Below are 22,485 nucleotides of genomic sequence, written 5' to 3' on the forward strand. Positions count from 1 at the left end.
CTACTCCTTTTCTCCGGCGAATTCTGAGGTGAATTCCGAGGTGAACTCAGAGGCGGATTCCGAGGCGGATTCCGAGGCGGATTCAGAGGGCAGAGCAGTGCGCTGCCGGGCGTAGTGCGCCAGGCAGTCCTCGTAGCGGGGCAGGATGCCGAGTTCGGCGGCCCGGGACAGGCCCGGTGCCCGAAGATCCTTCTCCGCCACCACCGGTTCCTCCGTCAAGGCCCAGGGCAGTGCCAGATCCGGGTCGAACGGGTTGAGCTCGAAGGGCGTGCCCGGGACGTACGGGGTGTCGAACACATAGCTCACACAGGAATCCTGGGTCAGTGAGATGAAACCGTGCGCCATCCCGTCGGGCAGGAACACGGCCGTCCCCTTGCCGGGCTCCAGCAGATTGACGTCGTGCGCGCCGAAGGTCGGCGAACCGACGCGTACGTCCAGCACGATGTCCAGCACGGCGCCGCGGACACAGGTGACGTACTTGGCCTGGCCCGGCGGCAGGCTCACCCCGTGCATCCCGCGCAGCACGGCGCGGTGGTTGACGGAGAAGTTGGTCTGCACCGGCCGGAACACATGGCCGGTGACCCGGGTGAACTCCCTGTCCCGGAAGGACTCGAAGAACGCACCCCGCTCGTCGCCGTGGATTCGCGGCCGGATGCGGTAGGCGTCCCGCACGGCCATCTCCTCGATCTCCATGGCCCGCGAAGCTACGAGATCCGGCTAGAGCGGCGCTGGTGGCGGCGGCTCAAGCAAGGCTCGAGTGAAGGGGAGTTGGGTGCTCAGCATGAGGATTCTCGTGAGCACCGGCCCGAGCTACGGGCTCTACTGTCCCGTCGTACCGCTGGCCTGGGCACTGCGCGCGGCAGGTCACGACGTGCTGGTCGCCGCACCGGAGAGCCTTGCGCCCATGGCCAACGGCTCCGGGCTGCCCTTCATCCCGACCTACGGGCCGATGCACATGCGCGAGGTCATGGCCCACGACCGGCAGGGAAACCCCATCGCCTTCGCGCGTGAAGAGCCCCAGATGCTGGAGCAGGCCGGCCGCGGCTTCGGCAGGCTCGCGGCGCGTACCCTGCCCGGCCTCCTCGACGTCACCGAGAAGTGGAAGCCCGACGTCATCCTCGCCGAGCCGCACACCTACGCGGCCGGCGTCGTGGCGCAGGTGAAGGGCATCCCGTGGATCGAGCACGGCGTCGGCCTCGGCTACTTCCGCGAGATGGACAAGTCGGGGGCCGACGAGCTGACGCCGGAGCTGTCCGAGCTGGGCCTGGGCGCCCTGCCCGAGCCGGACCTGGCGCTGGAGCCCTGCCCGGCCTCGCTGCTGCCCAGCGGCGGCCGCCACGGCGTCCCGATGCGCTACGTCCAGTACGACCCCCCGGCCACCGTGCCGTCCTGGGTCTTCGACGAGCGCACGCGCCCCCGTCTGCTGCTCACGCTGGGCACGGTGGCCCCGGCGGCCGGTGGCGCCCGAGTGCTCAGGGACCTGGTCAACTCGCTGCCCGCACTCGGGGTGGAACTGCTCGTCGCGGTCGCCGACGACGTCGTACCCGAGCTGGGCCCGCTGCCCGACGCGGTGCTGGCCGCCGGTTTCCTGCCGCTGGCCTCGGTCCTGCCCTCGTGCGACCTGGTGGTCCATCACTGCGGCGGCGGCTCCACCATGGCGGCGATCCTTGCGGGGCTGCCGCAGCTCCTGGTCCCACAGCCGATCGTCGCCGAACAGTACGACAGCGCGCGCCGCGTCACCGCGTACGGCTCCGCCCGCCAGATGGTGGAACAGCCGATCGATCCGGACGCCGTCGTGGAGAACTGCCGGGCCCTGCTCGAGGACGACTCGTACCGGGTCAAGGCCGAGGCGCTGCGCGCGGAGGTGGCTGCCATGCCGTCCCCGGCGGCCGTGGTGCCCCTCGTCGAAGAACTCGCCGGCGCCAGGCCGGGACGGTAGGGAAGGGACCCCGTTGAGCAACACGAACAGCCGCGCGCACCTGCTGCCGGAGACGCTCCAGGTTCGCGGCGCCCGCGAGCACAATCTGCGCGGCGTCGACGTGGACCTGCCGCACCGCAACCTCACGGTGTTCACCGGTGTCTCCGGATCGGGCAAGTCCTCCCTGGCCTTCGCGACCATCTACGCCGAGGGCCAGCGACGCCAGCTGCAGAGCATGTCGACCTTCGCCCGGCAGTTCATGCACCAGATGGACAAGCCGGACGTGGACCACATCGGCGGCCTGTGCTCGGCGGTCGCCGTCGACCAGCGTTCGTCGGCCTCCCGCAGCCCGCGCTCCACGGTGGGCACGGTCACCGAGGTGTACGACCTGCTGCGGGTGGTGTTCGCGCGGATCGGACACCCGCACTGCACCGTGTGCGGGACCGAGCTGAGCGAGGACGCCTGTCCGCAGGGCCACGACACCGCCCTGCCCGAGATGACCAACGGGGCCTTCTCCTTCAATCTGCCCTTCGGCCAGTGCACCGCCTGCCAGGGCGTCGGCACCCGTCTCGAGGTGGACCCCACGACCCTCGTCGCCGATCCGGCCCGCTCCCTGGTGGAGGGCGCGATCACGCCCTGGCGGCCCACGTTCACCGAACCGGAGCGGATGAAGGCCCGGGCGGTGGCGCAACTGGAGGGCGAGGACGAGAACACGCCCTGGGAGGAACTCTCCGAGGAACTGCGGCACAAGCTGCTGCACGGCACCGACATCAAGGTCCGGGCCAGGAAGTTCGACAAGCCGGGCGACCCGGTCAAGGACGTGGTGTTCACCGGGGTGGTGCCCTGGCTCTACGAGCGGTACCGCAAGTCCGGCGGCGAGAACTTCGGCCAGCTGGAGAACTACATGCGGCCGGCCCCCTGCGGCGAGTGCGGGGGCGGCAGGCTCAACCCGGCGCAGCTCGCGGTCCGGGTGGCCGGGCGCGGCATCTCGGAGGTCACGGCGCTGCCGGTCTCCGTGTCGCTGCGCTTCTTCCAGGAGCTGGACGTGTCCGGGCGGGAGCGTGCCGCCGTGGGCCAGGCCCTGGAGGAGATCGTCCAGCGGCTCGGCCATCTGGCGCGGATGGGGCTGGAGTACCTCACTCTGGACCGTCCGGCGCGCACCCTGTCCGGTGGCGAGTCGCAGCGCATCCGGCTGGCCGGCCTGCTCGGCACCGACATGTTCGGCCTGCTGTACGTCCTGGACGAGCCGACCACCGGTCTGCACCCCAGGGACATCGAGAAGCTGGTGGCCACGCTGCAGGACCTGCGGGACCAGGGCAACACGGTGCTGATCGTCGAGCACGACCACCAGATGATCAAGGCCGCGGACTGGGTGGTGGAACTCGGTCCCGCCGCCGGCGAGCACGGCGGCGAACTGCTGTACAGCGGCCCGGTCGAGCAGTTGCTCGGCGACGTGAACTCGCCGACGGGCGGCTACACGAGCGGGACGCGCGGCATCGCGGTGCCCGAGAGCCGACGGCCTCCGGCGCCGGACCGCCGGATCGCCGTGTACGGCGCGAAGGAGAACAACCTCGCCGGGTTCGACGTCTCCTTCCCGCTCGGCACCTTCATCGCGGTGACCGGGGTGTCGGGGGCCGGCAAGTCCACGCTGGTGGACGACATCCTCTACCCGGCGGTGGAGGGCGCGCTGGGCGGCGACGCACCGGCGCCGGGGGCCCACACCCGGATCGAGGGCCTGCACCTCGTCGACCGTGTGATCAAGGTGGACCAGGCGCCGATCGGGCGTTCGGGCCGGTCGACTCCGGCGACGTACACCGGCGTCTTCGACAGCATCCGCAAGGTGTTCTGCCAGACCCCGGAGGCGAAGAAGCGCCGCTACAAGCCCGGCCGGTTCTCCTTCAACTCGGCGGGCGGGCGCTGCGAGACCTGCACCGGCGACGGCTCCATCAAGATCGAGATGCAGCTGCTGCCCGATGTCTTCCTGCACTGCGAGACCTGCAACGGCACCCGCTACAACGCGGAGACGCTGGAGATCCGTTACCGCGGCAAGAACATCGCCGAGGTGCTGGACATGCCCATCGAGGAGGCGCTGGAGTTCTTCGCGGGGGAGTCCGTGATCGAGGCCCCGCTGCGCGTGCTCGACGAGGTCGGCCTGGGCTATCTGCGACTGGGGCAGTCCGCGACCACGCTCTCCGGCGGCGAGGCCCAGCGCGTCAAGCTCGCCAACGAACTGCAGCGCAGGGCGGGCGCGCACACCCTCTACCTGCTGGACGAGCCGACCACCGGCCTGCACTCCAGCGATGTCGACCGGTTGCTGTCGGTGCTGCACAGCCTGGTGGACAAGGGACACACCGTGCTCGCGGTCTCGCACAACCTCGACCTGATCAAGACGGCGGACTGGGTGGTGGACATCGGTCCGGAAGGCGGAGACGGAGGCGGCGCGCTGGTGGCCGCGGGCACCCCCGAGCAGGTGGCCGGGCAGCCGGACGGCCACACCGGGCGCTTCCTGCGCGACGTGCTGGGGATGAGCGGGCGTCCGTGATGAAGCGGTCCCCCTTGCCGGGCTCGGAGCAGGTGCGTATCGGTGTCCTGGGGTGTGCGGACATCGCCCGCCGCCGGGTGCTGCCCGCCTTCGCGGCGGACCCCGGCAGCCGGGTGGTGGCCGTGGCCAGCCGGGACGGCGCCCGGGCCCGCGAGGTGGCCGACCGGTACGGCTGCGCGGCCGTGACGGGCTACGAACGCCTGCTCGCCGACCCGGAGGTGGAGGCCGTCTATGTGCCGCTGCCGGTGGCCCTGCACGCCCGGTGGATCGAACGAGCGCTGCTGGCGGGCAAGCACGTCCTCGGCGAGAAGCCGCTGACGGGCGACGTCCACTCCACCGACCGGCTCTTCGAGCTGGCTGCCGCGCGCGGCCTGGTGCTCGCCGAGAACTTCATGTTTCCCCACCACCGCCTGCACCAGCGGATCGGGGACCTGCTCGCGGACGGTGCCATCGGTGAACTACGAAGCTTCACAGGGGAGTTCGCCATTCCCGCACCGCCGCGGGGCGACATCCGCTACGACGCGGACCTGGGCGGCGGCGCCCTGCTGGACATCGCCGTCCATCCACTGCTCGCCGCCCGCCTCTTCCTCGGCCCCGCGCTCACGGTCTGCGGGGCGCGGCTGCGCCGGCACCCCGTGCACGGCGTGGACACCGGCGGCGCGGTCCTGCTGGCCGCACCGGACGGGGTGACCGCGCAGGTGGTGTTCGGCATGGAGCACGCCTACCGGTCGGCGTACGAGCTGTGGGGGAGCGCGGGCCGGATCCGGGTCGAGCGCGCCTACGCGCCGCCCGCCGACCACCGCCCGGTGATCCGCCTGGAGCGGCCGGACGGCACCGAGGAACTGGTCCTGCCCCCCGACGACCAGTATCTCGGGGCCGTACGCGCGTTCTCGCGCGCCGTCCGGCACGGGCCGCGCGCGGGGCGCGGTCTTCGCGAGCGGCACCAGGAGCGGGCCGTGGCGGTGGCCCGGCTGGTGACCGAGGTTCGAGCGGCGGACGAGGCCGCTTCCAGCGCTGCACAGCACCCTGTTCCGAGCTGGGAGATCCGAGAGGGGCCCTATGAACTCCGCTGTCACCGACAAACTCCGCTGCGAGCGCATCGCGAAATTCCGTGACGTCATACCCGGCGACGGCCCGGGCAGGCTCTCCTCTCCCGCCGGAGATCTCGTGAGGTTCGCCAACGGCGACACCTACCGGTTCGCCGCCTACTGGGACTGCCTGCCGGGCGGACCCTGCCGCGGCAACCACTACCACCTCGACAAGACCGAGGTGATGTTCGTGATCTCCGGCGAACTGAGGGCCGCGTACTACGACCTCGACACCGGCCGGCGCGTCGACACCGTGCTGGTGGCCGGGGACCTGGTCACCGTTCACCCGCGCCTTGTGCACAGCTACATGGCGCTCAGCCCCACCCAGGTGGTGGAGGTGGCCTCGCACGCCTACTCGCCGAGCGACACACATCCCTACGTGCTGCTCTGACACCGACAACCCCGCCGCACACACCCCCCATAGAAGGAGAAGCTCGTGACCGCTCTGGAAGCAACCTCGTCGGGAGAGCAGAAGGGAGAGCTCAATCCCAAGCGCTGGATCGCGCTGACCGTGATCCTCGTGGCCGCGTTCATGGACATGCTCGACAGCACGATCCTGAACGTGGCCATCCCGTCCATCCGAAACGATCTCGACGCCGGCTACGCGGACATCCAGTGGGTCACCGCCGGCTACCAGCTCGCCTTCGCCCTCCTGCTGATCCTCGGCGGTCGGCTCGGCGACATCTACGGCCGTAAGCGCATTTTCCAGATCGGCGTGGCGGGCTTCACCCTCGCCTCGCTGGCCGCCGCCGTGTCGGTCGACCCGGGCATGCTGATCGTGTCCCGGCTGGCGCAGGGCGGCTTCGCCTCGATCATGGTGCCGCAGGTCCTGGCCATCATCCACGTCAGCTTCCCGCCGGAGGAGCGCGCCAAGGCGTTCGGCATGTTCGGCACGGTGGCCGGCCTCGCCGCGCTCACCGGGCTGAGCCTCGGCGGCCTGCTGGTCGAGTGGAACCTGTTCGGCCTGGAGTGGCGGCTGGTGTTCCTGATCAACGTCCCCGTCGGCCTGTTCGGCCTGATCGTGGGACAGACCACCATCACCGAGTCCAGGGCGCCGGTGGCGCTCCGGCTGGACATCATCGGCGCGATCCTCGCCGCGGTCACCCTCTTCCTGCTCGTCTTCCCGCTCATCCAGGGGCGCGAGCTGGGCTGGCCGGCCTGGGGCTTCGCCCTGCTCGCGCTGACGCCGGTCGCGCTGGTCGTCTTCCTCAAGCAGCAGCAGGCCCGCACCCGCAAGGACGGCTCGCCGCTGGTCGCGCTCAACCTGTTCCGGCTGCGCAGCTTTTCCTCCGCGCTCGGCGTGCAGCTGGCGTTCAACATCGGCGTGGGCGTGTTCTTCCTGTCCTGGAGCCTGTACATGCAGGTCGGCCTGGGCTGGACCCCGATCCATGCCGGTCTGACCAGCCTGCCGTTCTGCATCGCCACCTTCATCACCTCCGCGCTGTCGTACGCCGTACTCGCCGCCAAGATGGGGCGCAAGCTGCTGCAACTCGGCGCGGTGCTGGTGCTGCTGGGCCTCGGCTCCTACATCTGGGTGGTCGAGCACTACGGCAGCGGCGCCACCAGCTGGCAGATGGCGCTCCCGCTGGCCCTCTTCGGGCTCGGCTTCGGCATGGTGATGTCCCCGATCCCGGACATCGCCACCAGCGAGGCCCCGATGAAGGACGCGGGCTCGGCCTCCGGCCTGGTCAACACCAACCAGCAGCTCGGGTTCGCCATCGGCACGGCCCTGGTCAGCGTCATCTTCTTCGGCGCGCTGGGCGGCAACGCCTCCGACAACGCCCGGGACACGGCCTCGCAGCTGCGCCAGGACCTGGCCGCCGTGTCGGTCACCGGGCAGAGCGCGGACCGGATCGTGGACTACTTCGTGCAGTGCACGAGCGACCAGGCCAAGGAGAAGGACTGGACGGTCCAGGCGCCGAGCTGCGCCAAGGTCCCGTCCGACCTGAGCGGCAATCAGAACGCCGCGGCGGTCTACGCCGACGCGGGCAAGCACACCAACGCGCTGACGTTCGCCGACACCTTCGCCCACTCGTTGCGCTGGTTCATCGGCGGCATGGTCCTCACCCTCCTGCTGACGTTCCTGCTGCCCCGTAAGAACGCGGCGCACGGCGGGAGCGAGGCCGGCGCGGCGCCGAAGGCCGCGGCGGAGACCTCCTGAACGGCCGCGACCCGTAACGCAAGCCGGGCCGCGGCCCACGGGGCAGTACACCCCGTGGGCCGCGGCCCGCACGGCCGTCGGCGCACGGACGCGGCGGCGCACGGACGCGGCGGCGAACGGCATCGTTGTCACCGCTGTCGCGCTCCGGCATCCATCCTCGCCACCGCAGCCGGTCCCCGCCAATCCCCGGGTGAAGCCTGCTGAACCCGTCATCCGGCGATCATGAATTCGTCACCCCGTCCGGTGAGTGAGGCACTACCCCGGCCTTCGCCCTCTCGACGAGACTCCTGGTCAGACGCCGACGCCACGGATTCACCGACCGGCAGGACGACGGCGCACCGCACGGTCACACCGACCGCGTCGCCCGATGCGGTTCTCTGACGATCGAAGGGGGAAGACCATGGCCGCACAGCACGTTTCCGAGGACCTGTTCATCGAGGAGTACAACCCGGCCGGCCCGTGGACCGCGCCGACCGATTCCTTCGTGTGCTGGGCCGAGTCGGCGGTGCCCGCCACCACGGACCGCACCGGGGCCTGACGTGATCCGGTCGGCTTCGGAGAAGCTCCGCCTGGGCTTCAAGGAACACCTGACGGTCCAGATCGTCCCCGGGGACGCCGTCTACCTGGTGTCCGGGCGACGCGTCACCACGCTGCACGGCGAGGAGATCTGCCACCTCGCGGGGCTGCTGGACGGAGTCAGGTCGCGCGACGCCATCCTTGAGGAGGCGTCCGGGCGGCTGCCGGTCGAGCGAACGCTGCGGCTGCTCGACCGTCTCTTCGAAGCCGACCTGCTGGCCGAACTGCCCGCGCGGCAGGCCGACAACGCCGCGGAGCGCGCGTACTGGGACGCCGCCGGTCTCGGTGACGGCGCCGCCGTCCGCTCCGCGGCCACCGTGCACACCGTGGCGGTGGGGGGCGTCGGCCCGGAGGCACTGGGCGCCGCCGTCGCGGCGGCCGGTCTGCGCACCGGGCCGGCGGCCGACGCCGAGCTGGTCCTGGTGGCCTGCGACGACTATCTCGATCCCCGGCTGCGCGAACTCGACCGGGAGTACCGGGAGATGGGACGCTGCTGGCTCCCGATCCAGCTCCACGGCACCGAGACCTGGATCGGCCCGTTCCTCGGCGTGCCGGACGGCCCGTGCTGGTCCTGCCTGGCCGAGCGGCTGTGGCGCAGCCGCCCCGTCGAGCACGGCCTCCAGCAGGGGCTGGGCCGCTCCGGCCCGCTGCCCCGCCGCCCCTGCGCGGTGCCGGCGAGCCTGCTCGCCGGGCTCCATCTGGCGGTGCTGGAGGCGGTCAAGTGGCTGGCCGGGCACCGTCACCCGGGCCAGGAGGCCCTGTGGACCCTGAACGGGCTCGTGCTGACGGGCAGTCATCATCCGGTACGGCGGCGCCCGCAGTGCCGCGACTGCGGTGACCCCGCTCTGGTGGCCGCCCGGGTCGAGGCACCCGTGGTGCTGACGTCCCGGCCCAAGGCGGACAGCGAGGGCGGCGGGCACCGGGCGCTGTGTCCGGAGGAGATGCTCCGGCTCTACGGCCATCATGTGGACCCGCTCACCGGGCTGGTCCGGGAGATCCGCCGCGACCCGCGCGGCCCGGCCTTCCTCAACGTGTTCCACGCCGGGCACAACCTGGCCCTGGCCCACCATGACCCGCGCTGCCGGGGCGCCGGACCGCGTGCCACCAGCGCGGGCAAGGGCAGCACCCCGCTGCGGGCGCAGGTGAGCGCGCTCGCCGAGGCGCTGGAGCGGCACTGCGGCCATCTCCAGGGCGACGAGCCGATGGTGCGCGCGAGCCACCGTTCGCTGGGCGGGGAGGCCGTCCACCCCGACACCGTCCAGCTCTTCGCCGCCGAGCAGTTCGCCGACCGCGGGCGCTGGAACCCCGAGCACGGCTCGTTCCAGCAGATCTGCGAACCCTTCGACGAGGACCGGGAGATCGAGTGGACCCCGGCGTGGTCGCTCACCGGGCAGCGGCGCCGGCTGCTGCCCACGGCACTGCTCTACTTCGGCGCCTCCCGCCTCGTAGGCCGTCCGTACTGCCTCGCCACCTCCAACGGCGTGGCCGCGGGAGCCAGTCTCGAGGACGCGGTGCTCCAGGGGTTTCTGGAACTGGTCGAGCGGGACGCCGTAGCCCTGTGGTGGTACAACCGGCTGCGCCGGCCCGAGGTGGACCTCGGCTCCTTCGCGGATCCCTGGATCGCCGAACTGCGCATGGTGCACGCCTCCCTCCACCGTGAGGTGTGGGCCCTCGATCTCACCGCCGACCTCGGCATTCCCACGGTCGTCGCGCTGTCGCGCCGTACCGACAAGAACGAGGAGGACATCACCCTCGGCTTCGGCGCGCACTTCGATCCCCGGATCGCGCTGCACCGCGCCCTCACCGAACTGAACCAGATGCTCCCGTACGTCGTGGAGGTGGGTGGAGACGGCAACGGTTACGGGACCGGCGACGCCGAGGTGCTGCGCTGGATGCGCACCGCACGGGCCGCCGAACTCCCCTACCTGCTGCCCGATCCGGAGCGTCCCGCGACGACCCCGGACACCCGTCCGTACCGGGCCCGGGCCGATCTGCGTGAGGACGTCGCCCTGGCGGAGCAGATCGTCCGCCGGGCCGGACTGGAACTGCTCGTGCTCGACCAGACCCGTCCCGACGTCGGGCTGCCGGTGGCCCGCGTCGTCGTCCCCGGGCTGCGCCCCCACTGGGCCCGGTTCGCCCCCGGCCGTCTCTACGACGTCCCGGTGCGCATGGGCGACCTGACCGAACCGACCCGCTACGAGGACCTCAACCCGGTCCCGCTGTTCCTGTGAGCGTTCCTGTGATCGTCCGTGTCATTGCCCCTGCGATTGCCCCAGTGATCCCCCCACCTTGGATTAGCCGTGCACCTTGACAGTCTCGCCCCCCAATTGGTCAATCTCTGGTCCCTGCGGCAGGACATCGTTGTCGATCTGGGCACCGGTCCCCAGGACGCCATCCTGCTGGAGACGCCCTGGGAGGATCTCCGGATCAAGGAGCCCAGCGCCGGTCTGCGCGAGGCCGTGCGCCGGATGCTGCTCGGGCCGGTGGCCATCCGTAACGTCCTGGCCCCGCCGTCCGGCTCCCCAGGCGGTGTCGAGGAGCTGCTGGACGAACTCCGGCCGCTCCAGCACCTGATAGTGCGCACCCTCGCCATCGGCGCGGTGCCGCTGCTGTCGGTGGTCCCGGTCTCGGGACGGGCCCGGTTCACCAGGCTGAAGCCGCTGCTGGGCCGGACCTGCAGACTCTCGCGTTTCGCCGTGATCCGTCACGCCCCGGGCGGCTTGTGCGTGGAGTCCTCGCTCGTCGACCACAGGGTGGACCTGCACCACCCCGGCGTCCTGGGGATGCTGGGCCGTGTCGACGGCACGGCGGACGACGTGGACGCGCCCCACTCCCCGGTGGTGGAGGCGGTCCGGGCGTATCTGGTCGCCGCAGGGGTCCTGGTGGTCGCGGACGGGCTAGCCGAGCCCTCCTTCGCGGAGGACCGCGATCCGGCGCTGACAGGCTGGTCACCGGACGAGTTGCTGGTGCACTCCGGCAGTCGGCGGGAGCGCCTCGGCCGGCCGCGCGGAGCCGCCTTCGCCCAGGTCGGCCGGATGCCCCCGCCGCCGGTGGTCAAGCCGCCGGCCGCGGCGGACCCGGCCCGCCCCGCGCACCGGATCGCGCTCGCCCGGCCCGACCTCGACCGGCTGGCGGCCACCGACCCGCCCCTCACCGCGGTGCTGGAGCCCGGCCTCCTGCCGGTCACCGGGGACGGCGAGCTGACGCTCGACCGGCTCGGCGCGCTGCTGTACCGGGCGGCGCGGGTCCGCGCCCTGCTGCCGCCGGCGGGCTTCGACCCGGCCGACTACCCGACGAGCGAGCGCCCGTACCCCAGTGTCGACGACAGTTACGCGCTGGAGGTGTACGTCCTGGCCGACGAGGAGGCGTTCTGCCTGCCGCCGGGCGCGTACCACTACGACCCGCTCGACCACGGCCTGGAGCGGATGACCGGAGATCCCGGCGCCGCGGCCGGTCTGGCGGGCGCGGCACGGTGCGAGGCCCCGGAGTCGACCGGGGCGGGGTCCGTGCTGGTCGCCATCTCCGCCCGGTTCGCGCGCGCCGCGTACAAGTTCAGCGGTACGGCCTACAGCAACATCCTCAAGGACGTGGGCGCGCTCCAGCAGACACTGGCGCTGGTGGCGCGGGCCATGGGCCTGCAGACCCGCATCCTGTCCGTCGCCGACGCGGACGCCTTCCAGCGGGCCGTCGGCCTGGACTGGAGGGTGGAGGTGAGTGTCGGAGACATGGTGATCTCGTGTCGTAAACGGGGGAGTTGTGGGAATTGAGGGGCCGTCACAAGACTGGTATCGTGCGCCTTCACCAGCTGGGACTCGCGTCGGGGGAGCGGTCGAGACGGCATGGAACCAATGGAACCCACTGTCCTGCCGGTCGGTGAGACCGAGGAAACGGCCGAGCAGCTCGCACCCAGGATCGCCGCGGCCATCACCACGGTCATCCTGCTGGCCTTCAGCTTCGTGGCGGTCACCTACCTGCTGGCCGCCGACCATCCACCGGGCCTGCTGGCCGAGGCGCTGGGGCTGCTCGCGGTGGTGCTGGCGCTGCAGTTCTGCATCTCCTTCCCGCGGCTGCTGCCCAGGCTGGCCCCTCGTCTGGGGGCCCGGCTGGGCCGCCATGCGTGGTTCCTGCTGCTCCTGCAGGCCCTGCTGACCTATGTGCCCTTTCTGCAGTTCGGGCAGGCCTGGCTGCCGTTGCCCGGACTGCTGGCGGGATCGGCGCTGCTGGTGCTGCGCGATCCGCGACAGGGCTGGGCGGCGTTCGGTGCCATCGTCCTGAGTACGGACGTGCTGCAGTTCGGCATCGGGCTCGGTTGGAGGAACGTTTCTTACACCACCGTGTCCACCATCCTGACCGGGCTCGTCGTCTTCGCGCTGTCCCGGCTCACCGACCTGGTCTCCGAGGTGCACCGGTCCCGTGCCGAGCTGGCCCAGTTCGCGGTCACCCAGGAGCGGTTGCGGTTCGCCCGGGACCTGCACGACCTGCTCGGCTACAGCCTGTCGACGATCACCCTCAAGTGTGAACTCGCCTACCGGTTGACGCCGATGCCCGCCGACCAGGCCCGGCAGGAGATCTCCGAGGTCCTCGGCATTTCCCGGCAGGCGCTCGCCGACGTCCGCGCCGTCGCCCACGGCTACCGCAAGATGTCCCTGCGCACGGAGGTCTGCGATGCCCAGGCCATGCTCGCGGTGCTCGGTGTGCAGGCGAAGGTCAGCGTGGCGTACGAGACGCTGCCGACCGAGGTGGACACCGTGCTGGCCACCGTGTTGCGCGAGGGGCTGACCAACATCCTGCGCCACAGCGAGGTCAGGCGGTGCGAGATCGAGACCGGGCGCCGGGGCGACGCGGTCTGGTTCCGGCTGGCCAACGACGGCGTGGTCCGCACCGTGCCGGCTCAGGGCTCGTCGCACAAGGGCGGCAGCGGCATCGAGAACCTGACCTTCCGCGTCAAACGCCTCGGCGGTCACCTCACCGTCGGCGTCACCGACAACGGGTGGTTCGAACTCCGCCTGGAAATGCCCCTGGACGGCGTCCCGGCGACACCGACGACCGTACGGTCCTGACGGTCACAGCCAACCTGACTCGCGGGCGATTCTGATGGCGTCCACGCGGTTGCGGGCGCCCAGTTTGGTGACCGCGGTGGTCAGGTAGTTGCGTACCGTGCCGGTGGCGAGGTGGAGTTTCCTGGCTATCTGGGTGGCCTCCTCGCCCTGGGCGGCCAGCCGTAGGACCTCGACCTCGCGGGAGGTGAGCGCGGCGGGCTCGCTCTCCAGCGCGGCGAGGGCGAGCGTCGCGTCGAACGCGCGCTCGCCCCTGGCGATGGCCCGGATCGCGGCGGTCAGGCGCTCCGGCTCGGCGTCCTTGGGCAGGAAGCCGTGGGCGTGGGCCGCCACCGCCCGGCGCAGGTGGCCGGGCTGCCCCAGACCGGTGAGGATCAGCGTCCGGCAATCGGGGAGGGTGGTGTGCAGCGCCGACGCCACACTGATCCCGTCCGTGCCCGGCAGGTCGATGTCCAGCACCGCCACGTCCGGGCTGCACTCCTGCGCGCGCGCCACGACGTCCGAGCCGTTCGAAAGCTCCGCGACGACCTCTATGTCCTCTTCGAGGCTCAGCAGGGAGACAAGTGCCCTGCGTAGCATGTGGAGATCCTCAGCCAGCAAGACTCTGATCACATGGTCATTCAAGCATGGGAATCGGCCGGGTACGCGACTTTCGTCAGATGGCTTGTTCGACAAGCGCCGCACTGTAGTTCGCCGCGGCACGGGTGATGTCGTAGCGCAGTGCCACATGACTCGTGGCCGTGGTGACGTCACGCCAGAAGCGCTGCAGGTCACCCGAGTCGCTCAGTCCCGCGGTGCCGGCCACGCGCACCAGCGCCGTCACGGCCTCGGCCGCCTGTTCGCCGGCGAACGACGCATTCCGCTGATTGCGTGCCAGAAAGTTTGGCGTGAAAGACCGGCCGTCGATCACGGCGGCGTTCTGCTCCACCAGATGGCGCGCCGAGTCGATCCGGGCCGTGGCCCGGACCAGATCGATCTGGACCGCGTCGGTGAGCCGCTTGCCCTTCAGCACGCGGACGGCCGCCGCCAGCGCGCCCTCCGCGGCGCCCACGGCGGGGACGGCGAAGGTCGTGGCCCCGATCGCCTGGAAGGGGATGTTGTGGACGGGCAGCCGGGACCAGCTGTTGGCGCCGCTCTCCATCTCGCTCCGGGCGAAGGACAGATGCGCCGGTACGAACACGTCGTCGACCACCACGGTGTGGCTGCCGGTGGCCCGCATACCGACGCAGTCCCAGGACTCCACCACGCCGAACGTCCCCCTGGGCAGCGCGAAGAAGCGCGGCCTGGCGTCCTCCTCGGGCACCTTCGCGCACAGCAGCACCCAGTCCGCGAAGTCCACACCGCTGACGTACTGCCAGCGACCGGAGAGCCGGTAGCCGTTCTCGGCCCGCTCGGCCGTGCCCGTAGGGACCAGGCCGGTGGCGATGAGGGCGTCGGCACCGGAGCCCCACAGCTTCTCGTGCCCCTGCTCGGGCAGATGCGCGGCGTAGCGGGAGGACGCGGCCAGCAGCGCGACGCACCAGCCGGTGGCGGCGCAGGACGCCGACACCCGCAGGACGCCCCGCACGAGGTCGGCGACCGTCCCCTCGGTCCCGCCCCAGCGCGCGGAGACGAAGTGCCGGGCGAATCCGCTCGCGCGCAGGGCGCTGACGACGTCCGGGGACAGACGCCCGGCGGTGTCGGCGGCGGCGGCGCGCTCGGCCGAGAGAGCGGCGAGTTCGTCGGCCGCCGCGAGCAGTTCGCGGGCGGCGGAGAGGGTGGCGACAGTCATGGGGAACGACCTCCTCAGGTGGTGGGCGCGCGGGGTGTCAGCCGACCGGCTCGAACCGGATGTCGTGGCGCCCGGCGGGGGAGGCGGCGAAGCGCAGCAGCCGTTCCCCCTCCTCGGTCAGTTCGACGACGTCCCGACGCGCCAGCGGGACGAAGGGCTGGACGACCAGGGTGGCGGCCTCCTTGACGCGATCGATCCGCCAGAGGCCCCGCACGAAGCCGTCGATCAGGAAGGTGGCGCGGATGATGCCGTTGCTGGTGAAGACCCGGGGGCGGTACTCCGGCGCCATGATCCGTTCCCGGTCGGCGTGCGAGAGCAGGATGTTGTCGAACTCCGGCAGATACCGGGCGGGCAACTCCTCGGCCGGGTCCGGCAGTTGCGTCCCGGCGAGGTCGTACAGCACGGTCCCGGTCTCGTCCCGGTAGGTGCGCAGCGCCGGCCCGAGCCGGGCGAACGCCTCCCGCAGCCGGGTCAGACCGGACCACTTCTGCATGTCCTTGACGCTCGCCGGACCGAACGCGGCCAGGTAGCGCCGTACGTAGGTGTCGATGGAGGCGTTCGGGTCGAGCCCGCGGCCCAGCCAGCGCCCGGCGGTGGTGTGGGCGGCCTGGCCGCTGTGGCCCCACAGACCGCGCGGCGGAACCTGGACCAGCGGCACCAGGTTGCGCACGGTCTGGGCCAGCGCGTTGGCGTCGTGACCCGCCCAGCGCTCCGCCATGAGCGCACCCAGCTCGGCGAAGGTGAGCTCGCGCTCCTCGGCCAGCTCGGTGCCCAGCTTGGCGATCTCGTCGATGTCCAGGCCCGCGACCTGCCGGCCGAACTGCCCCTTCACCGTGCGGGCCAGCATCTCGGCCAGCAGCGGACGCAGGGCGAGGCAGTCGTCGTCGGTGACGAGGTGGATGGTGGAGCGCATCAGGGCGATGCGCACCACCTTCCGCTCACGGACCAGGACCGCCAGATCCTCGACCGCGAAGTCCGTGAGCCGTGTCCACAACCCGATGTAGGGCGGGTTGGGGGCCTGGGCCTGCAGGCCGGCCAGGTGGGTGATGGCCTGCGCGGGCGACAGCGCGGACCGCTGGGCGAGCAACTGGCGGTGGATCAGTGCCCGGTTGAGCGCCCGTGGGCTCAGGACCGGTCCTTCGGCGGTACTCATGCTCAGGACAACCTCACCAGCGCCGTGCCGGAGAGCCGGCCGCTCAGCAGGTCGATCATGGCCTGCGGAAGCGCGGCGACCCCGCCCTCCACCACGGTGTGCGGGAAGGAGATCCGGCCCTCGGCGAGCCAGGTGCCGAACCGCGCGTTCCACTCCTCGATCTGCTGCGGTGTGTGCAGGGTGGCGAAGCCCTGGAAGGACAGCTCGCGCGGGATGAGGCTCTGCAGGTCCAGACGCGGGCGGGCGTCCTCGCCGTGCTGCGCGGCCAGCGAGCCGCAGAGCGCGAAGCGGGCGCCGGGGGCGGCCGCCTGGACCGCCGCCTCGAACTGCTCGCCGCCGACGTTGTCGAAGAAGACCGTGATCCCGTCGGGGGCCAGCTCGCGCAGCCGGTCGACGACCGGGCCGTCGTGGTAGTCGAACGCGGCGTCGTAGCCGGCCTCCCGGAGCAGGAAGTCGGTCTTCTTCGGGGAGCCGGTGCTGCCGATGACCTTCGCCGCGCCGAGCGCCTTGGCGATGTGGGCGGCGAGGCAGCCGACGCCGGAGGTGGCGCCGGAGACGAACACCACGTCACCCTCGCGCACCTGGGCGATCTCCGCCAGCCCGCGCCAGGCCGTGGGCCCGTTGGAGAGGAAGTACTCGCTCCCGGGCAGCTGCCCGGGGTTCCTCTTGAAGAACTGCCCGGCGTACCCCACGGCGTAGTCGCGCCAGCCGCTGAAGTGCTCGACCAGGTCGCCCACGGCGAGGTCGGGGCTCGCGGACCTCACCACGGTGCCGACCGTGCGGCCCCACATGGCCTGGCCGAGCTGGAAGACGGGGATCGGGATGTCCAGCGCGGACTGCATCTGGTCGCGGTAGACCGTGCCGAGCGACATCCACTCGTTGCGGACCACCACCTGACCCGGCTCCGGCTCGGCGAGCTCGGTCACGGCGATCTCGAAGTGGTCGAGGGAGAGTTCACCGTCCGGATAGGAGACGAGCCGTACCTCCTGGCTCTTCGTCGGCGTCCCGTCGGGCATGTCGTCAGCTCCTTGTGCGAGGGATCGGTGGGCGTGCTGTGCCGAGGGTGGGAGATCGCTCTCGAAGGGAGGTCGCGCGCGGCTGGAGCTCGTCGCGTCGGCGTTTCACCCACACTCCAGCCGCTCTGGATCGCGAGGGTGCACGGTGCGGTTCCCGCGAACCACCGGACCGTCGAAAGGGGTGCACCGTGTCGCAGACGCTGCAGCACTCGGAGCAGCATACTGAGCAGCACTCGGACCCGTCCTTCGAGATCGCCGCCTTCTACGCCCACCAGATGCCGCTGCTGGAGGAGCGCGAGTTCGAGGCCTTCGCACAGACCTTCACCGAGGACTGCGTCTTCGGCTACGAGGGTGCCTGGCAGCTCCGGAGCCGCGTGGCGCTGCTGGAGGGCATGCGCGGCAACATCCCCCGCTACGGGACCAGCACCATCCGGCACTGGTTCGAGAACCGCCGCGCCGAGCCGCAGCCGGACGGCTCCATACGGGTCACCGCCACCTGTCTGGTCAGCGTCACCGACGAGAACGGTGCCGTGACCTTCGAACCGAGCTGTGTCGTCACCGACGAGCTGGTGCGCACCGAGGAGGGACTGCGCGCCAGGTCCCGGATCATCCGCCACGACCTGCCCGATCCCGGCCGCTACTTCGCCCGGCTCACGGCACAGCACGGCTGACCCGAGCCCCACGACCGGCACGATTGGAGCAGAGAGAGCCATGACCACTGCCGCACTTCCCTCCCTGGAAGCCCGGGTGACGCTGTATCGGATCGGCATGGGCTTCGCGGCCCTGCAGTTCGTCCAGGCGGCCGTCGATCTGAAGGTGGCCGACGCGCTGGACGACGAGCCACTCGGCGCCGGGGAGCTGGCGAAGACCGTCGGCGCGGACCCGGACGCGCTCGGGCGGCTGCTGCGCGCACTGTCCTGCCTGGGGTTCTTCGAGGCCGTCGAGGACGGGCGGTTCCGCCACACCGAGCTGTCGCGGATGATCCGTCAGGACTCGCCCTGGGGAGCTCCCGACGTCATCCGCTTCGGATGGCTGCACGTCCCGGTCTCGGTGCTGCACCACACCGCGGACGCCGTGCGCACCGGCGAGGCGGCCTTCCCCAAGGTCTTCGGCACCCAGGCGCAGAGCTACTTCGTCAACGACGACCCCGAGGCCGGCGCGATCTTCAACCGGGCGATGACCGCCAACACCATCCTGCTCAACAACGCCCCCGCCCTGGTGGCCGCGCTGGCCCCGGCCCCCGGCGAGACGGTCATGGACGTGGGGGGCGGCCAGGGACAGCTGCTGCTGCGGCTTCTGCAGGCGCACCCCGGCATCCGCGGTGTGCTGCTCGAACTGGAACAGGTGCTGCCCAGCGTCGACGAACAGCTGCGGGCGGGCGGTGCCCTGGCCGAACGTGCCGAACTGCTCGCCGGGGACTGCCGCGAGTCCGTGCCCGGTGGCGCGGACACCTATCTGTACAAGCACATGATGTACATGTGGGACGACGACACCGTCGTCAGGATCCTGCGGAACACCGCGCGGGCCGCGGCCTCCGGCGCCCGAGTGGTGGTCGTCGACATGCTGCTGGGCGGCGACAGCCCGTTCGAGGAGATCTGCACCGCCGTGGATCTGCTGATGGTGCTCATGGGCGGCGGGAAGCGGCGCAGCGTCGACCAGTTCGCCGCGCTGTTCGAGCAGGCTGGCCTGGTCTACCAGGGCGTGCGGAGTATCGAGGGCGACCAGTCGGTCCTGCTGACCGCGCTCGTCCCGTAGGAGCGCACGGCGTCCGACACCACCGGAGAACACGAGAACACCGGAGAACACGAGAACACCGGAGAACAGCTGAGCACAGGGGCGGGAATGCCGTGGGCATCCCGCCCCTGACGCGTGCCGGGGCGCGGCGCCGCTTGAGGCGGGGTCCGCCGCGACACGAGCGAGCTGACCGACCGTGGCGTGAACGGGCCCATGCCACGGTCCGCAGACCTTTCGGGAGACAGCCATGCCGCACCTGCTGCACATCGACTCCTCCGCCATGTCCCACGGTTCGGTCTCCAGGGAACTGGCCAAGACCTTCCGCCGGGCGTGGCAGGACGAGAACCCGGACGGCGTCGTCACCTACCGGGACCTGGGCGCCGTCCCCGTGCCGCCGCTGACCGAGGCGGGGGTCACCGCCGGTTTCACCCCGCCGGCCGCGCACGACGGACGCCAGCGCGCCGCCATGCTGCTGCGCGACGAACTCGTCGAGGAACTGCTGGCCGCCGACACGCTGCTGGTGAGCACCCCGATGTACAACTGGTCCATCCCCTCCACGCTCAAGGCGTGGCTCGACCAGGTCCTGGTCAACGACCGCACGATCACCTTCGACGGCACCCCCGGCCCGCTGGCCGGCCGCCCCGCGACCGTCGTCGCCAGCTACGGCGGCGGGTACACCCCGGGTGCCCCCATGGAGAAGGCCAACCACTGCGGCCCGTACCTGGAGACCGTGTTCGGCACCGGTCTCGGCCTGCGGGTCGAGGTCATCGCCGCCCAGCTCTCGCTGGCCCCGCGGGTGCCCGCGATGGCCGATCTCGTGCCCCTCGCCGAGCAGTCCCTCGCCATGGCGCACCAGGCGGCCGAGAAGCGAGCCCGTGAGGTCTGCGCCGTGCCGGTGCGGTGATAGTCGAGTCAGTCACGAGCCAGGCGGCGCATTCTCACACAAATCAACCTGCACTGATCCAGGAGGCCATCGGTGTCCCGTCGCGCTGTGATCACCGGGCTCGGCGTCATTTCGCCAGGTGCCATAGGTGTCAAGGAATATTGGAGCCTACTTGCCGAGGGCAGGACGGCGACCAGGGCGATCTCCCACTTCGACCCTTCGGCCTTCCGCTCCCGCATGGCGGGGGAGGTCGACTTCAATCCGCTGAAGTCGGGTCTCACCCCGCAGGACGTGCGCCGCCTGGACCGCGCCGCGCAGTTCGCGGTGGTCGCGGGCCGGGAAGCGGCCACGGACGCGGGCCTGCAGTTCGACGCGCTGGACCCGACCCGGGTCGGCGTCGCCCTCGGCTCCGCGGTCGGCTGCACCACCAGTCTGGAGCGGGAGTTCACCATCGGCAGTGACGGCGGCCGGCACTGGGAGGTCGACCAGGGCTACACCGTCCCCCACCTGTACGACTACGTGAACCCCAGCTCGATGGCGGCCGAACTCGCCACGGACGCGGGCGCGGAAGGACCGGTCACCCTGGTCTCGACCGGCTGCACCTCCGGCATCGACTCGGTGGGCTACGCGGCCCGGCTGATCGAGGAGGGCAGCGCCGACGTCGTCATCAGCGGAGGCACGGAGGCCCCGCTGTCACCGATCACGGTGGTCTGCTTCGACGTGCTGCGCGCGAGCTCCACCCGTAACGACGACCCCGAGCACGCCTGCCGCCCCTTCGACAGGACCCGGGACGGCCTGGTGCTCGCCGAGGGCTGCGCCATCGTCGTGGTCGAGGAGCTCGAGCACGCACGGGCCCGCGGCGCGCGGATCTACGGCGAGGTCGCCGGGTACGCCTCGCGTTGCAACGCGTACCACATGACCGGTCTGGAGGCCGAGGGCAAGGACATGGCCTCGGCCATCGAGGTGGCGATGGACCAGGCGCGGATCCTGCCCCCGTACATCGACTACATCAACGCGCACGGCTCGGGCACCAAGCAGAACGACCTGCACGAGACCGGTGCCTTCAAGCGCAGCCTCGGCGAGGACGCCTTCACCACGCCGATCAGCGGCTTCAAATCGATGATCGGTCACTCACTGGGCGCGATCGGCTCGCTGGAGATCGCCGGCTGCCTGCTCGCCATGCGCGAGGGACTGATCCCGCCGACGGCCAACCTCAACGAACCCGACCCGCAGTGCGACCTGGACTACGTGCCCAACGTGGCCCGTGAGAAGCGGCTCAACACCGTGCTGACCGTCGGCAGCGGCTTCGGTGGGTTCCAGAGCGCGATGATCCTGCGAAACGTACGAGGAGCGAAGCGATGACCAGGCGAGCAGTGGTGACCGGAGTCGGCATCGCGGCGCCCAACGGGCTGGGCCCGACCGCGTACTGGCGCGCGTTGATGGCCGGCCAGTCCGGCATCCGCCGGGTGACCAAGTTCGACATCTCGAAGTACCGCAGCAAACTCGGCGGCGAGATACCCGACTTCGCGCCCGACCGGCACCTGCAGGACCGGATCCTGCCCCAGTCCGACCACATCACCCGGTTGTCCCTGGTGGCCACCGACTGGGCGCTGCGCCAGGCCGGGGTGCGAGGCGGCGACGTGCCCACCGACGAGATGGGCGTGGTCACGGCGGCCTCCGGCGGCGGGTACGAGTTCGGCCAGCGCGAGCTGGCCAAGCTGCACCACCAGGGCCCGGAGTACGTCAGCGCCTACCAGTCGTTCGCGTGGTTCTACGCGGTCAACACGGGTCAGATATCCATCCGGCACAAGATGCACGGGCCCGGCGCCGTGGTGATCAGCGAGCAGGCCGGCGGGATCGACGCGATCGGGCACGCCCGGCGGCAGCTGCGGGACGGCGCGGGCCTCATGCTCACCGGCGGGATCGACAGCACGCTGTGCCCGTGGGCCTGGGTCGCCCACCAGTCCACCGGCCGGATCAGCCGCAGCTCCGACCCGCAGCGGGCCTATCTGCCCTTCGACGAGCGCGCGGGCGGCTATGTGCCCGGCGAGGGCGGCGCGATCATGGTGCTGGAGACGCCGGAGACCGCGAAGAAGCGGCCCGGCAGCACGATCTACGGCGAGATCGCCGGATACGCCTCCACCTTCGACTCGCGCACACCGGGCCGCACGCCCGGCCTGCAGCGGGCCATCGAGATGGCGCTGGGCGACGCCGGCATGGACGCCGCGGACATCGACGTAGTCTTCGCCGACGCGGTGGGCGAGCCCGAGCTGGACCAGGTCGAGGCGGAGGCGATCAAGGCGGTCTTCGGGCCCCGGGGCGTCCCGGTCGCCGTGCCCAAGACCATGACCGGACGGTTGTTCGCCGGCGGTGCCTCCCTCGACGTCGCCACGGCGCTGCTGTCGATGTTCTGGAGCGCCATCCCGCCCGCCGTGGGCGTCAGGGACGTCGTCCCCGAGTACGAGCTGGACCTCGTGGTCGGCGAGCCCCGGCAGATGGCGGTGCGGTCGGCGCTGATCGTCGCCCGGGGGCACGGAGGCTTCAACTCGGCGATGGCGGTACGCCAGTTCCGCTGAGTCGCGGCAG

19 protein-coding genes are annotated in these 22,485 nt (G+C 71.2%); 14 read left to right on the forward strand and 5 right to left on the reverse strand.

Annotated features, from left to right (window positions below; translation table 11 throughout):
• Complete coding sequence (locus tag ACLZN2_RS43620; RefSeq protein ID WP_416985335.1) at positions 1-693, reverse strand: dTDP-4-dehydrorhamnose 3,5-epimerase family protein; 693 nt, start codon at positions 691-693, stop codon at positions 1-3.
• 88 nt (positions 694-781) lie between these two features.
• On the opposite strand from ACLZN2_RS43620, the gene ACLZN2_RS43625 reads away from it, so the two are divergent.
• The 9 genes from ACLZN2_RS43625 to ACLZN2_RS43665 all read left to right on the forward strand — a co-directional run bounded on the left by ACLZN2_RS43625 (position 782) and on the right by ACLZN2_RS43665 (position 13,345).
• Positions 782-1,939, forward strand: a complete 1,158-nt coding sequence (locus ACLZN2_RS43625) for a nucleotide disphospho-sugar-binding domain-containing protein (protein ID WP_416985336.1) — start codon at positions 782-784, stop codon at positions 1,937-1,939.
• A gap of 43 nt (positions 1,940-1,982) precedes the next feature.
• Positions 1,983-4,460 (forward strand): excinuclease ABC subunit UvrA, encoded by a 2,478-nt coding sequence (gene uvrA / locus ACLZN2_RS43630; RefSeq protein ID WP_416985380.1) that lies wholly within the window; start codon positions 1,983-1,985, stop codon positions 4,458-4,460.
• Entirely contained in the window at positions 4,460-5,575 is a 1,116-nt protein-coding gene (locus tag ACLZN2_RS43635) for a Gfo/Idh/MocA family protein (protein WP_416985337.1), read from the forward strand. The genes uvrA and ACLZN2_RS43635 overlap by 1 nt, the downstream gene beginning before the upstream one ends.
• A gap of 52 nt (positions 5,576-5,627) precedes the next feature.
• Positions 5,628-5,939, forward strand: a complete 312-nt coding sequence (locus tag ACLZN2_RS43640; protein ID WP_416985338.1) for a cupin domain-containing protein — start codon at positions 5,628-5,630, stop codon at positions 5,937-5,939.
• 45 nt (positions 5,940-5,984) lie between these two features.
• A complete protein-coding gene (locus ACLZN2_RS43645) occupies positions 5,985-7,709 on the forward strand; it encodes an MFS transporter (protein ID WP_416985339.1) in 1,725 nt (574 codons plus the stop codon).
• 400 nt (positions 7,710-8,109) lie between these two features.
• A complete protein-coding gene (locus ACLZN2_RS43650) occupies positions 8,110-8,247 on the forward strand; it encodes a hypothetical protein (protein WP_416985340.1) in 138 nt (45 codons plus the stop codon).
• A gap of 1 nt (position 8,248) precedes the next feature.
• Complete coding sequence (locus tag ACLZN2_RS43655) at positions 8,249-10,516, forward strand: TOMM precursor leader peptide-binding protein (protein ID WP_416985341.1); 2,268 nt, start codon at positions 8,249-8,251, stop codon at positions 10,514-10,516.
• Between the two features lie 69 nt (positions 10,517-10,585).
• Entirely contained in the window at positions 10,586-12,052 is a 1,467-nt protein-coding gene (locus ACLZN2_RS43660; RefSeq protein ID WP_416985342.1) for a SagB family peptide dehydrogenase, read from the forward strand.
• Positions 12,053-12,133: 81 nt separating this feature from the next.
• Positions 12,134-13,345 (forward strand): sensor histidine kinase, encoded by a 1,212-nt coding sequence (locus ACLZN2_RS43665; RefSeq protein ID WP_416985343.1) that lies wholly within the window; start codon positions 12,134-12,136, stop codon positions 13,343-13,345.
• Between the two features lie 3 nt (positions 13,346-13,348).
• On the opposite strand, the gene ACLZN2_RS43670 is transcribed toward ACLZN2_RS43665, so the two are convergent.
• The 4 genes from ACLZN2_RS43670 to ACLZN2_RS43685 are packed head-to-tail and all read right to left on the reverse strand — an operon-like array spanning position 13,349 to position 17,282.
• Positions 13,349-13,954 (reverse strand): response regulator transcription factor, encoded by a 606-nt coding sequence (locus tag ACLZN2_RS43670; protein WP_416985344.1) that lies wholly within the window; start codon positions 13,952-13,954, stop codon positions 13,349-13,351.
• Positions 13,955-13,997: 43 nt separating this feature from the next.
• The gene (locus ACLZN2_RS43675) at positions 13,998-15,113 is read right to left on the reverse strand and encodes an acyl-CoA dehydrogenase family protein (RefSeq protein ID WP_416985345.1); all 1,116 of its coding nucleotides are present in this window, start codon (positions 15,111-15,113) and stop codon (positions 13,998-14,000) included.
• Between the two features lie 37 nt (positions 15,114-15,150).
• On the reverse strand, positions 15,151-16,266 hold the full coding sequence (locus ACLZN2_RS43680; protein ID WP_416985346.1) for a winged helix DNA-binding domain-containing protein: 1,116 nt from the start codon (positions 16,264-16,266) through the stop codon (positions 15,151-15,153).
• Positions 16,267-16,268: 2 nt separating this feature from the next.
• Positions 16,269-17,282: a zinc-binding dehydrogenase gene (locus ACLZN2_RS43685; protein WP_416985347.1), complete on the reverse strand. Its 1,014-nt coding sequence runs from the start codon at positions 17,280-17,282 to the stop codon at positions 16,269-16,271.
• A 188-nt stretch (positions 17,283-17,470) separates the two neighbouring features.
• On the opposite strand from ACLZN2_RS43685, the gene ACLZN2_RS43690 reads away from it, so the two are divergent.
• The 5 genes from ACLZN2_RS43690 (at position 17,471) to ACLZN2_RS43710 (ending at position 22,475) form a co-directional block, all read left to right on the forward strand.
• Entirely contained in the window at positions 17,471-17,953 is a 483-nt protein-coding gene (locus ACLZN2_RS43690; RefSeq protein ID WP_416985348.1) for a nuclear transport factor 2 family protein, read from the forward strand.
• 40 nt (positions 17,954-17,993) lie between these two features.
• Entirely contained in the window at positions 17,994-19,037 is a 1,044-nt protein-coding gene (locus ACLZN2_RS43695; protein WP_416985349.1) for a methyltransferase, read from the forward strand.
• A 226-nt stretch (positions 19,038-19,263) separates the two neighbouring features.
• On the forward strand, positions 19,264-19,920 hold the full coding sequence (locus ACLZN2_RS43700; protein ID WP_416985350.1) for an FMN-dependent NADH-azoreductase: 657 nt from the start codon (positions 19,264-19,266) through the stop codon (positions 19,918-19,920).
• Between the two features lie 72 nt (positions 19,921-19,992).
• On the forward strand, positions 19,993-21,261 hold the full coding sequence (locus tag ACLZN2_RS43705) for a beta-ketoacyl-[acyl-carrier-protein] synthase family protein (protein WP_416985351.1): 1,269 nt from the start codon (positions 19,993-19,995) through the stop codon (positions 21,259-21,261).
• Positions 21,258-22,475 carry a ketosynthase chain-length factor gene (locus tag ACLZN2_RS43710; RefSeq protein WP_416985352.1) on the forward strand — a complete coding sequence of 406 codons (1,218 nt, stop codon included), beginning with the start codon at positions 21,258-21,260 and terminating at the stop codon, positions 22,473-22,475. Before ACLZN2_RS43705 ends, ACLZN2_RS43710 begins: the two co-directional genes overlap by 4 nt.
• Positions 22,476-22,485: the final 10 nt, after the last annotated feature.

Origin of the sequence: Streptomyces sp. T028, assembly GCF_048159505.1 — a bacterium.
Lineage (GTDB): Bacteria > Actinomycetota > Actinomycetes > Streptomycetales > Streptomycetaceae > Streptomyces.

Coding starts and splice junctions, on each gene's coding strand:
- ACLZN2_RS43675 (WP_416985345.1), bottom strand. CDS start 15,113: ATGACTGTCGCCACCCTCTCCGCCGCCCGCGAACTGCTCGCGGCGGCC.
- ACLZN2_RS43695 (WP_416985349.1), top strand. CDS start 17,994: ATGACCACTGCCGCACTTCCCTCCCTGGAAGCCCGGGTGACGCTGTAT.
- ACLZN2_RS43625 (WP_416985336.1), top strand. CDS start 782: ATGAGGATTCTCGTGAGCACCGGCCCGAGCTACGGGCTCTACTGTCCC.
- ACLZN2_RS43665 (WP_416985343.1), top strand. CDS start 12,134: ATGGAACCCACTGTCCTGCCGGTCGGTGAGACCGAGGAAACGGCCGAG.
- ACLZN2_RS43620 (WP_416985335.1), bottom strand. CDS start 693: ATGGAGATCGAGGAGATGGCCGTGCGGGACGCCTACCGCATCCGGCCG.
- ACLZN2_RS43685 (WP_416985347.1), bottom strand. CDS start 17,282: ATGCCCGACGGGACGCCGACGAAGAGCCAGGAGGTACGGCTCGTCTCC.
- ACLZN2_RS43650 (WP_416985340.1), top strand. CDS start 8,110: ATGGCCGCACAGCACGTTTCCGAGGACCTGTTCATCGAGGAGTACAAC.
- ACLZN2_RS43680 (WP_416985346.1), bottom strand. CDS start 16,266: ATGAGTACCGCCGAAGGACCGGTCCTGAGCCCACGGGCGCTCAACCGG.
- ACLZN2_RS43700 (WP_416985350.1), top strand. CDS start 19,264: ATGCCGCACCTGCTGCACATCGACTCCTCCGCCATGTCCCACGGTTCG.
- ACLZN2_RS43635 (WP_416985337.1), top strand. CDS start 4,460: ATGAAGCGGTCCCCCTTGCCGGGCTCGGAGCAGGTGCGTATCGGTGTC.
- ACLZN2_RS43710 (WP_416985352.1), top strand. CDS start 21,258: ATGACCAGGCGAGCAGTGGTGACCGGAGTCGGCATCGCGGCGCCCAAC.